Raw genomic sequence first — 12,055 nt, 5'->3', positions numbered from 1 at the left:
AATCCCAAAGGCGACTCCGGGGTCAAAGTCCTCGCTGACTGGCTAGAAAGCAACCCGCTCACTCCTGAAACCTTGCACCAATACCGCGAGGAACAGCCGCATTTCGAAAAGGAAACTGAAGACTACTACCAGCACCAATCGGGAGTCTAGTTGGTGGATCATTATAACCTAAGTATCCGTCTTGGTCATCCCCTCTCGTCCCTGGCGCCCAGCCTGACTAACGGGCCGGGGTGGAGGATCAATCTCTGGACCCAGGGGTGTTCCCTGCGCTGCACCGAAAACTGCTTGAATCCGGACTTTCTCTCCCCCACCGGGGGGTACGCATATCCCGCCTCACAGGTGATGGAAGCGCTCCTCGACACAGTGAAACGATCGTACCGGGAGGTGGACGGGATCACCATACTGGGGGGAGAACCGACGGACCAACTTCCCGCTGTTATCGAGATTTTGAAGGGCGCACGCTACAGTGGGCTCTCCACCATGGTCTACAGTGGCCGTAGTTACGAATGGCTGGCAAAGCGAACGGACAGTTCGACCAAGAGGTTCCTTGAGTTGACAGACATTCTGGTCGATGGCCCGTTTGACTCGAAGCAGTACCATGACAGGCTCATGTGGCGCGGTTCCGCGAACCAGAGGATCCTGTGCCTCTCCACTCGCTACACCATGGAGGATCTGGAAAGAACTTATGAAAAGCAGGGGAAAGGCTTTTCTCTATTGATCAACCCCGAAGGCCTTATCTCCATATCCGGGCTACAATCCCCTCGCTGATGGCTCTGGTCCAAAAGCGAGAGATGAAATGAAACGTACAGGAGAGGACATAGTTATGACGACGCGAAGCGCTCGCTGTTTTTTCTTTTATCTCCTCGGTTTCCTGCTTGTGCTTCCAGGCTGCTCGAAGTCGGGAAGCAAATACCAATGCAAGACTGACGATTCCGGGCTGATCCCCATTAAGATAATCATCTCTAAGTTTCCCCACGCCTTCGTCTCATCCGATGCGACATCCAATAGCGGCACGGGAAGCACAGTCGACTTTTACAAACCATACTACGTATTCGACATTAAAGAATCTTTTTACAAAATCGGTTCAAACCCCTTCGACAAGGGTAGCGTTGTGGGCTGGGTCAGGAAAAACGACGCCCTTATGTGGTCTACCAATCAGGCCATCCAGTTTGCGGCGAAGAGCCCATCCGTTAACCAGTACTTCTGGGTCAACAAAAACGAGATCAACTCCCCGCGCCCGAACTTCATGCTGAAGGGAGATTCACGGGACTACCAGTACCCTTTCCCCATCATCGCATCGGAAGGCTCTAAGTTCCAGGTAGCTCTCGATTACAGGAACATGGACGGCACCGACAAGGGGGCTGCCATAGGTTGGACGCAGGAACTCAGAATGGGTGACGATGCGTACGGCCTCTGTTCCATAAGCAAAGCCGAGTTCGCAGCCCGCATAGAGGCATTGCAGAACTCGGTTCAGAATCTGAAGCAGGACAAGTCTGACGATCCGGTTCGCGAGATACTGGAAAATGTCTTGAAACTGAACATCGGCAGCGGTACTGACACAGAAAATAAGTCGTTCAACGTCCTGCAACTGATCGGAAAGCTGGCCCCGATACCGGTGGCCCAGCAGAACCCGGCGGATATCCGGAGGAACCAGGAGCGCTACCAGCGTAAAATTGCCGTCATGCGCGAGTACCTTCAAAACAGCAGTAACTGGGACCAGTACGGGTTTGGCACGATACCAATCGAACTGGTGAACTGAGGGAGAAAAACATGACGGTTTTACGCTTCCACAACGTCTCCAAAACGTACCAAAGCGAATCCGGAAACAAAACCGCGGCGCTCTTCAACGTCTCCCTCGAGGTGCGGCAGGGTGATTTCCTGGCGGTCGTGGGGCCCTCGGGATCTGGGAAATCGACCCTACTCCATTTGATGGGGGGGCTGGATAGACCAACCGGTGGAGATATCTCCTTCGCTTCGGAATCGATTACGCGCAGTTTCAATGACCTCAGCGAAAGGGAGCTTGCCCGACTGAGAGGGAGCGAAATTGGGATCATGTATCAGGGGTTCCACCTGCTGCCGACAATGCGCGCCTGGGAGAACGTCGCACTCCCCTTGGTGTTCAGGAAAATCAGCCTGAACGAGCGAAAGAAACAGGCGGAAGAACTGTTGGAGGATCTGGGGCTGCAGCAGCGGCTTAACCATTACCCGAGCCAGTTGTCGGGAGGAGAGCAGCAAAGAGTGGCCTTGGCGAGGGCGGTGATTTCGAAGCCTACACTGCTCCTGGCAGACGAGCCTACGGGAAACTTGGACTCCGTTTCCGCTGACTACGTACTGGACCTACTCCGGACCATACATAAGAGGTATCGTCTAGCGACAGTGATCGTGACGCACGACCAAAGGGTCGCGGACATCGCCAGCAAGACCATTACCATAGTCGACGGCAGAAATTACGACCGGCCATCAATGAACGACTCGCGAGCCAGGAGTTGATCATGTCCATAAAAGATCTCGTCCGGATTACCCTGAGCAATATTTCGAGAACGAAACCCTTTTTCATTGCGAACATCGTAGCGATCAGCGTGGGCGTTCTCATGGTTGTGGTGATGCTGAGCCTGGCACAGGGGATACTACGGTATTCTGGCAGTGTCATGAAGGAGGAAGCGTCCGCCAACGCGATCGAAATCACTTCAGTGCCGAACAAACCGGACGTGCCCAAACTGACGGGCGATCAGGTAGCGAAAGTACGGATGCTTGACGGCGTGACACAGACTGTCCCCCTGGTCCAAGGACTTTTCGGCGACCTATCCTCGCCCGGATTGGAGTCGGTGGTGGTTTCCCTGTCGAGTTCTACCGGGAGCGATGACCCGGAAATGCAGCGTTTGTCCTGGCAGGCAGGGAATGCAGGCCAGCTGGCGAAGCAAGGGACGCCTAGCATACCGGAGTTTGTGGGGACGGAAACCGGGAAACCTGCCCCCGACAAAGGGGCCTTGAAGCAGATCCCCGTGCAGAAACAACACAGTATAGTGATTCCCGAGACGCTACTGGGAGACCTAAAATTTCATTCCGCCAGTGACGCATACGGTAAGAAGCTCACCCTCATCTTTTCCAGATCTGTGGGCAAAAAAATGGAAAAAAAGACAGTCGATGTGGAAGTTGCCGGCGTCGCACGCAAGACACGGTTTTCACGTTGTTATCTACCTCTTGAGTTCATTGAGGAGCTATGCCTCTGGCAGAACGGACAGGAGAAGGAAGCGGACAATCCTTTTGTCTACGACAACGTGACGGTGTATGCCAAAAGTCTTGAGGAGGTTCCTCGTATCCGCAAGGACCTTGAAAATCAGGGATACCGTACCAGTTCCGTGCTGGATACGGTAGGCAAGCTGAAGGAAATATCGATTATCATCTATGTCTTCCTTGGAACTCTCGGCGGTATCTCCCTCTTCACCGGTTCTATAAGCATCTTCAATGCAACCTACGCCTCGGTTCTGCGCAGAGTTAGGGAGTTCGCGATTTTCAGGTCATATGGAGCGTCCAGAAGGACGATCCTTGCCATCGTACTGTCCGAAAGTGCCATTACGGCCACTATCGCCGGAATTGTCGGTTTCCTGGGAGGAAGCCTTGTGATGAAGGCAATATCTCACTTGTGGCTTTCAAATATGGAGCCTACCCTCTTCGTGGTACCGCCGTATTTTTGTCCACTGGCGATAGTTCTGGCCATAGTCGTATGCGGTTCGGCAGCATCCGGCCCTGCCTGGAAAGCAGCGAACATGGCTCCGGCTGAAGCCATTAGAAACAACTGAGAACGGGAGCGCGCATCATGAAAAACAGGATAATTAAGTCATTTCTATTTCTGACAGAAAAAAACATAAATACCTATCTCGCATGTGCTGGTATAACTTTTTTCATTTCCTCTCTGTTTCATGAGCAAATCTTGAGTGCGCTCGGAACCCCTCTCAGTATCGGATCGGCCTTTCTGATCCTGACCTTATCGTCCGTGGTAACACGACCCTATGGTCCTGAGAAACGAATGGCAATCGTCCATGCGTTTAATGGAGCAAGTGGTAAAAAGTTTTGGGGCGGCACCATTATACTTTGGAGTGGTTCCATCCTGCTGGGATTTGCGGTGCTGTTCCTCCTGTATCTCAACATACTAAACATATCGGGAGCCAGGATTCTCTACGTCTGGGGGCTCACCTTCTCTCTGGCTGCAACCATCGTGAACATTTTGCCGAAAATCGAGATCGCCATTGATCCCGTCCAACAGGAAAGCACTAAATCCGTCCTTATCATAGGCCCCTCCGTAGCGGGAAAAACCGGTTCGGTCGCCTGTCTCGCGCACGCCGCTAGGCAGTTTACCGACAACACGCGAATTAGAGACGTCTCGATTCATCCTGAAAATCCCGAAACCGCACGACTGTTTGACAAGGCTATTAGCATCTTGCGCAGCGGTGGCGACTATCCGCTTGAGGCGAGTCACACGATTACCAATTACCTCTTTTCCCTCAACTGCACCAACTCCAAAGGGGTGGTCCACGCCACCACCTTCGAATTCATTGATGGTCCCGGTGGGGCCGTATTCCCTGACAAGGCCGAACTGAGCATTACAGGGAATGAGGAGGAATGTCGCGACAAAATTATCGAAAAAGCAAAAACTGCCGACGGAATAATTCTTTGTCTTAACGTAAATGACACAAAAGGCAAAATAGATAGCATCGATTCCGGATTGCGGCATCTATTCCAACAGATACGCAAGCATACCCAGATAAAAAAGTTTTGCATCGTGTTTCTTCAGATCGACAGGTATTTCCTGGCCGAAGAACAAGATGCTTACGCACGAGCAGTGGAAGCCGATCCTTCCAGAATAGCTCAAGATCACTTGACCCATTTCCTGCTAAGAGACATTAAGTCAAACCTTCCAGGAACCGATATCGCCGTAGGCATAGCCTCTACCTACGGTTTTATCGACAAGGGACAAGCAAATTTTGACATCAGCACCGGTGGATTTCTCTTCCACGGGCAACAAACGGATGACCCGTCTGTAGCTTTTCGGCTTTGGGAGCCCTTCCAAGTCCTTGATCCTTACATCTATATGGCGACGGGAGAATTGAGCTCCCTAAGAAAATTATGACAACTCCACCAGCCAGCTTTACGAAACTTCAGGGGATCATCCTGCTATTCAACCGCTTTGCAAGAGACTGTCTCTACTTTTTCTTTTTGGTCCTGAGTATCCTTCCAGTCTTGAACGGATGCGGTACGACCAGCAAGCAAAAATATCGGGTAGCGCCCAGTGAGCACGTTTCTGCCACTAACAAATTTTCTAGTGTTTCATCGATATCCATAGATACCCAAGTTGTTGGCTTTGCCGGATATGGGGCGAGCGCCGCTTATCTACTGAGAGTATATGACACGACGGAACTCTCTTTCCATCTTTCCCTCGATGGAGGACAAGACCTTGATCTCTATGTCTACGATAATTTCAAGCGAGAAGTGGCGTCGAGCAAAAATCCTGGATCACAGAGCGAGAATGTTACTGTCAAAGGTCCCGCAGGTATCTATTACATCGAAGTCAGGCCGTACAATAACAATGCAAGCCGGTTCACTTTGAGAGTTGACAGGATCATAAAGAAACGTTCGCTTCCACGCGTGCAGATGACCACCGCGACTCGATTAGGGGAGGCAGCAGCAACGAACGGTGCCGTGGGCAGCATCGCAAACGTTAAGGAAGTGTGGTACTACCTTGACCTAGATGAAAAAAACAGGATGAGATTTGTTCTAACCACGAGGCGCCAGCACCAAGACCTTGACATAATGCTCGCCGACAGTAAAGGAAACCTCCTCAACTCCGCCACTACGCATGCAAACCCGGAGACACTGGAAGCAGAACTTGATCCTGGAAGGTATTACCTAAGTGTGTACGTGTACGACGATGAAGCGGGGAGCGAGTATATACTCGAAACATACTCTTCAGTTGTAATAAATATTAACAATAAGGATAAAATATTACAAAGGCACAAGAAAAGGCATCAAGCCCGGAAAGAGTCCACAGCGAAACGACCACAAGCGAAACGGTTGCCCGAAAAGCAACTTAGTGATCAAAATCCAGTGAAAATAACTCCTGAACCGAGGATCGAAAAACTGGATCATGATCCGAGAGTTATAAAGCTGAACTAAACTAGGAATTGTGACAATGGAAGAAAAATATTTGTCATTAGAAAGACTCGTCTACGGCAAGCTTGTGGAGGGCGATGAAAATGGCCCGATCGTTAGGGGACCTGATCACGGAGTTGTGATGACTACTGGGTTCCCACAGGAACTTATTAATTATTGTGTCCCAGCAAAGACAGGACTGGGGGCGCCGCCCCCACATTTGGGCGGGATGGTGGATTGGCGTTGGGAAAAATATCCTTGGAAAGAAGAAGGTGGCGGAGTCATCTGCCTCCCTAAGGCTGTATCGGAGCAGGTTGGGTACATGCTGGTAGCACGCATGAAATTGCGTGATGAAGATGGCGAGGGGCTGGACTTGAAAGAACGGACTGGCGGATCGCGGAGACTTTATCACCAGGCACAGTACGGTGCGGTTCCTATAGAAGATTGGGACCCTGGATGCATCAGTGCGCTATGTGACCGTTTCAAAGCCACCCCCGTCGTGAAAGGAACGGAAGGGACTCTAGGTCCTTTGCGGCTCCCCATTAGCAATGGCCCTTCTGTTTTGACGAAAGGCTGGTTCGAAGATGTTTCCCGCGTTCTCGGACATCTGCTCACTGGACAACCTTTTTACGTTAGAAAATTGGCGCTGCCGATAAAGGATTTTCTGGCCTCGGTGGCCACTGCCTTGCTGTGCCTTCCTAAGACCCTGGCGTGGCGAATCCCTTTCGGAGCTGGTTTAATAGGCATCGAAACGAGCGAATTACGTCTCGCCCATGTTATCTTCGCGTCTGGGGGGATACAGGAACTAGAGGAGGGCACTAAGGGGCCGGAAATTGGGAGGGAAGATCTCGAGCGGGGTGTCCTTTATCTGGAGTGGTTACGAAGAACCACCGAAGGCTGCACAACTATTAAGGATGTTGTTAACGTCATCTCGGAGGCCCTACCTGAGTATTCTCGGTACGATTCCCTTGGCATAAGCGTCGATTGGAATACCGCCGTCCACCAGGTACTCGGCAAGGTGAATAGCCAACTTAAGTTCTACAAGTACCTTGACTGGATTGACGCTGACTGTTGCAGTTCCGTAGCGTCATTAGTCCCTCCCTCTCCATCGGATACTGAAGTATTCCGATTGCTACTGGAAAATCTGCACAAGCCGCAATGCTTCGACTTTCTGGTTATGACAGATAGCGTCGAATGGAAGGATACCTGGACAGAGGCCATCAACGCTGAAAAAGAAGGGAGTCTGAATTGCCGGTGGGCAGTGAAGTCGGTGCAGCAGTTGGTCGGCGCAACCGAAGCGATTTCTCCCCGCGAGTTGCCCGGACTTAAAGATCTCCCGGTTCCGTCCCAACATGTCGATGTCGTCGTGAAAAAGTTACTTGAGGCGGTTCAGAAGTCCGAACATGGCAAAAACTGGACAGGTCTCTATGCCGCAGACGGCCCTAGATTCGGATGGCTGGATTCTTGGAAGAAAGAGGCAGAGCCGTATCTGTTTTGGCTAGGATACAAGGATTTCGTGGAAAAAAAAGACGAGACCCTTCTTAATGTTATGAGCAACTGCGCCTGCGACAGGCTCTTCGCCTCGATACTTGACGGTGGTTGTGATCGAACAGTCTTGGGACGTTTTCTTAAAGCGTACCAAAATGAGTACCGTCATGTTTTGGACTTTTTGCTGCGAAAATGGCTCACGCGAGTGCCTTTCGTTGCCTGTCAAATCATGGAAGTCTGTGTTTCCCTCCAAATCGTTTCCGACCTGTACAAGAATATAAACGAATATGAATTCTACGTAACACCTGAAGTCGCCCAAAAGACTTTCTCTTCAGTCAGTAAAGACACTATTTACAACTCGACTTTATTCAGTAAGTTGGTCGTCTTGTCAGCTTTTAGCGGTGCAAATTTCGAGCTTGACCAACTCGGAAAGCATCTTGCTTACATAGCTTCCGGGAGGACTAAAACCACCCACAGTTCTGACCGTACTTTGTGGACACTCTTCATTGAGATGGCGAATGCCCGACCTCTGACCTCAAAGCAGTATGGCTATCTCGTCGAGGTGCTGGCAAGAAGGGACTCTTCAGGGGAAGCAAAAATCTTTTTTCACCATGCAGTTCACCGCACTATTATCAAAAATCCCATACTGGCGTACGCCTCGTGCATATACAGAGATACGGGAGAAGCCAGCCCGACGGAGGCTTTGGACGATGGCGAACTTAGGATGTTGCGGGACATTCTGGATAATCTCAACGTCGCACCCAATTACCAGAGGCTTTGGCGGATCGCCCAAAGCGCTGGAGGTCTTGGCGTGTTCTTCGACCTGTCACTCCCTCGCTCCACAATCACAATATCAGGCAGAGAATTGTCTCTAATCCTTGAGGTGTTGTTCTCAGACAGTCACAACGACGACTTGCTTAGATCGACATGGGAGAGGCGAATCAAGGAGCACGCCCCGGCGGACACGCCGCTCTGGAACATTCTCCACCACATCGTGCATAAAGGATCAGAGGGACTGAAGGCGAGCAAAGAAGAGGTGGCGCTTCTACAGGCAGGCGTCAATGGAGAGGTAATTTGTCTCATTGCCTCTACTGGAATCCAGTTGCCAGGTAAACTGCTGGGCAAGATTTCGTGCATCCCTCGAAACTGCAGGTTTAGCGTCGAAGGGCTTGGGCGTTTGGCAATGATCGCCCGCGAAGCCAATAACGTCAAGCTTGCCGACTCCATCGTCCAGGCGTGCGTTAACGGAATCAACAAAAGCGGCCGGAACGACTTCGGGAAGGCCATCATGACGAGCCAGTTCTATAAAAAAGGCTTCATCTCGAAGGTTGCCATTGGCGTCACGGAGATGTTCAGAGGCCCCACATCCATCCCAATACAATATTCCGACATTATTGCCTATCTTGCCCATGATATCAGTAAGGAAGTCCGCAGTGATTTGCGAATTTAAAAAGGCGGGCAATTAGACCGTTATCAGCGGAGGTGCGGGCCGTTTATAGGTGGGACGTGTTACATAACGGAAACTGGTGCACCATTTCATATCCATGCGAGACAACGCGCTCGTTGCGAAAAGGTATAAACGAATGCTGATAAGTGTGATCAATGAAGTGATGCCGATCAGACGGGTTCTTCCCTTGCTCCTCGCATCGTAGAAGCTTCCCTATTACTGGAACAGAATCTGACATATTATCACTAAGGAGGGGCGTATGCCAAAGGCGCAATGTGCGATTTGCCGGGAGTCGGATTGGCCGGACAAAATGGAATTCTGCAGTGCCTGCAATCTCTGGGTTCACTACAGCTGCGGAGGGGGAGGAGCATTGTTCTCCTGTCGCTGTCCTAAGTGTAGAACCAAACTGGCATGAGGGGGACGCGAATCTGGGACAGGTGTATAAGCAAAGAACAAGAATCCGATAAGACGACGAAACCTTTACCAAAGCCTTGGTAGATGTTGCTATCAGTTGCATCTGTAAACGAAAGTTGACCGAAAGGTTGATTTTAAGACGTTGAGATTTAAAAGATTTTCGGCTTGCTGCCCCCCGGAGCGGGCGGGGTCGGGTGGATTCGAATCCCGTTTCCCCTGCACGGCTTTTGAGGGGGCTCCGGCGTCTTTGCGGCTTGGTGCTGTATTGTGGTACGTGTGTACCGAAGTGTGTACCATAATCTGGAAAAGCTGGAAAATATGGTAAACATGGAAACGCTTGCGCTGGGGCTAAATGTCTGGTATACCTGCAACTACCTTATCTGACAGGGCAACGTCAGAACAATAAAAAACGGCTCATAACCCGAAGGTCACAGGTTCAAATCCTGTCCCCGCAACCAAAAGAAAATCAGGGACTTGCACATCGTTGCAAGTCCCTTTTTTCATGCCTGTACCCTTTTTTGTACCCCGTCCGCGGGAAAGGGGTTTCTGGCCTGCACAATAGGACTTGCGGAGGATTTTTTTATGGCAAGTCTGAAGAAGCGGGGCAGGGCCTACTACGCCCAGTATTACGACAACGGCAAACAGAAGAGGGTGAACCTGCACACGGAGTCCCTCCAGGTCGCGAAGGAGAAACTGCGCCAGATCGAGTCGGCTCAGTTCCGCGAAGAGGAGATTCCCCTTACCACCAAAACCCCCATCGGCGACATCCTCGAGAAGTACATCAAGTACAAAAGCGGGCACAGCAGGGACAAGAACATCCCTAAGATAAACACCTACCTGCGCGGTGCCTTCGGTCCGGTATGCGAAGCGTTGCAGGTTCGCAACCAGGCCATCGCGCAAAAGGCCGTGAAGTGTCCGAGTGCCGGCTCTGCCTCTATCATCTCCATCTCCCACATCGAGCATCTCAGCGCCGAAGTCCTGTCCACATTCCTTTCCGAGCTCATCAAGGACAAGCGCGTCTCTCCGAGGACGGCCAACCACTATCGTCAGACCATAGTCACTTTGTGCAACTGGGCTCAGCGGGAAGGTGGGGTGCGCTTTCCTGGCGGGAAAAACCCGGTAGCTGACGTCAAGTGCTACAAGGTACCCAAAAGCATGATCACCTTTCTCAAGCTTAAGGATATCCGCACTCAGCTTGACGTGCTCGCAAACGATACCCAGCTTCAGACGATGGTTGCCGTTTTCATCTACGCTGGTCTTCGCCGGGAAGAGGCCCTGTGGCTGACTCCTGATGACTTTGAGTGGAGCATGGGCAACCACGGAGTCATCATGGTGCGAGGGAAGACGATCGATGGCAAAACGTGGATGCCCAAAACCGGCGAGGACCGCCCGGTGCCCATAAGTAAAACCCTCAGGGAGTATCTGGACTCTTACCGCGAAATAAGGAAGCCGGGGACCTGGTTCTTTTGTGCTCCCCGGGGGAAGCAGTGGGATCCAGATAACTTTTCTGAACTCCTGCGGGAGAGCAACTCGAAGCATGGTCTGTCCTGGTCCTGTCTGGATTATCGCCACACCTTTGGCAGCCAGTTGGCGATGAAGGGCGAAAGCTTGTATAAAGTATCTAGTTTAATGGGTAATTCTCCGGAGATATGCAGAAAGCACTACGCGGCCCTCATGCCGGAATCACTTATGGAAAGCGTCGAATTTCCCACAGATGAGATGCCTTCACCAACTTCTGCTGTGTCCCAGTCCAGTGCGGAACCGCCACGAAGAGGTTTCTTGAAGTTGGTGGTCAATAATAGCTAGATGTTTCTCGCGCGTGTGAACTGTACCGAGTGTCATATGTGCATGTCAGGCAATGGATGACTCTGGCATGTTTTTGAAGCAGCCTTGGCGGGATCGTCGGATCTCGCTAAGGCTGCTCCGCTAAGGGGAGGCTGAAAAGCATCACCGCTTCGGATTACCGAACCGTTCGTGCCGCCTCGTATGCCAGGATTTCTCTCAAAAGCAACCGGACCATGCCATTTCTCCCGGTTCCGAGGCAGACCCTGGAAAGGTTTTCGCGTCTTACGATCCTGTCCACGCTGGTTCGGGCGCAGTGCCAGCGGTGTGCAAGTTCTTCAGGCGTTATAAACACCGGTTCCCCTGGCCGGACCTCTTTGGTGCCTGTATTGTTTTTCATAACAGTTCTCCCTTGACGTGCTGCTCTAGCTTGCTGCAGCGCATCGCTTATGTAGTGGCTACTGTTATTGTGCAGGCCAGCAATGACTTAATTTTTTGGTTACTGAAAAAACACCATAAATTGTATTAAAAAAACTATCATAATTTTGAATTGTGAAAGTATAGTGTGAATGTATCGATATGAAGTGTGTACCAAATTTGGTATATTCGCGTCAAAAAAAGCCTTAGTAGCAAAAAAGTGTTGCAAAGATGATATTAGTTGGGCTATGGTTTTATTACGTCATCACACAGGCGTGGCTTACGCTGTCATGAAAGGGTAATGTCAACATGAAGCTTGTCTTTTGTACCGAGTGCAGCGATATATTCAGTCTCTCGCTC

Annotated in this window: 9 protein-coding genes; 8 read left to right on the top strand and 1 reads right to left on the bottom strand. The window is 51.0% G+C overall.

Features of this window, described 5'->3' with window-relative positions:
• Positions 1-153: 153 nt before the first annotated feature.
• The 8 genes from KP003_RS14185 (at position 154) to KP003_RS14150 (ending at position 11,302) form a co-directional block, all read left to right on the top strand.
• Positions 154-768: a 4Fe-4S single cluster domain-containing protein gene (locus KP003_RS14185; RefSeq protein ID WP_217299741.1), complete on the top strand. Its 615-nt coding sequence runs from the start codon at positions 154-156 to the stop codon at positions 766-768.
• A gap of 28 nt (positions 769-796) precedes the next feature.
• Entirely contained in the window at positions 797-1,759 is a 963-nt protein-coding gene (locus KP003_RS14180; protein ID WP_217299740.1) for a hypothetical protein, read from the top strand.
• A gap of 11 nt (positions 1,760-1,770) precedes the next feature.
• Complete coding sequence (locus KP003_RS14175) at positions 1,771-2,490, top strand: ABC transporter ATP-binding protein (protein ID WP_217299739.1); 720 nt, start codon at positions 1,771-1,773, stop codon at positions 2,488-2,490.
• A gap of 2 nt (positions 2,491-2,492) precedes the next feature.
• Positions 2,493-3,800, top strand: a complete 1,308-nt coding sequence (locus KP003_RS14170; protein ID WP_217299738.1) for an ABC transporter permease — start codon at positions 2,493-2,495, stop codon at positions 3,798-3,800.
• A 17-nt stretch (positions 3,801-3,817) separates the two neighbouring features.
• Complete coding sequence (locus tag KP003_RS14165; protein WP_217299737.1) at positions 3,818-5,128, top strand: M48 family metalloprotease; 1,311 nt, start codon at positions 3,818-3,820, stop codon at positions 5,126-5,128.
• Positions 5,125-6,171 (top strand): pre-peptidase C-terminal domain-containing protein, encoded by a 1,047-nt coding sequence (locus KP003_RS14160; RefSeq protein ID WP_217299736.1) that lies wholly within the window; start codon positions 5,125-5,127, stop codon positions 6,169-6,171. The genes KP003_RS14165 and KP003_RS14160 overlap by 4 nt, the downstream gene beginning before the upstream one ends.
• A 16-nt stretch (positions 6,172-6,187) precedes the next feature.
• Positions 6,188-9,085 (top strand): hypothetical protein, encoded by a 2,898-nt coding sequence (locus tag KP003_RS14155; protein ID WP_217299735.1) that lies wholly within the window; start codon positions 6,188-6,190, stop codon positions 9,083-9,085.
• Between the two features lie 993 nt (positions 9,086-10,078).
• Positions 10,079-11,302 (top strand): tyrosine-type recombinase/integrase, encoded by a 1,224-nt coding sequence (locus KP003_RS14150; RefSeq protein ID WP_217299734.1) that lies wholly within the window; start codon positions 10,079-10,081, stop codon positions 11,300-11,302.
• Positions 11,303-11,456: 154 nt separating this feature from the next.
• Here the strand turns inward: KP003_RS14150 and KP003_RS14145 are convergent, their stop codons facing one another.
• Positions 11,457-11,678, bottom strand: a complete 222-nt coding sequence (locus KP003_RS14145) for a hypothetical protein (RefSeq protein ID WP_217299733.1) — start codon at positions 11,676-11,678, stop codon at positions 11,457-11,459.
• Positions 11,679-12,055 lie beyond the last annotated feature (377 nt).

It is taken from the genome of Geomonas diazotrophica, from assembly GCF_019063885.1.
Taxonomy (GTDB): Bacteria; Desulfobacterota; Desulfuromonadia; order Geobacterales; family Geobacteraceae; genus Geomonas; species Geomonas diazotrophica.
The sequence above is the reverse complement of the archived record's forward strand: the minus strand, read 5'-3'. Positions and strand labels throughout refer to the sequence as shown.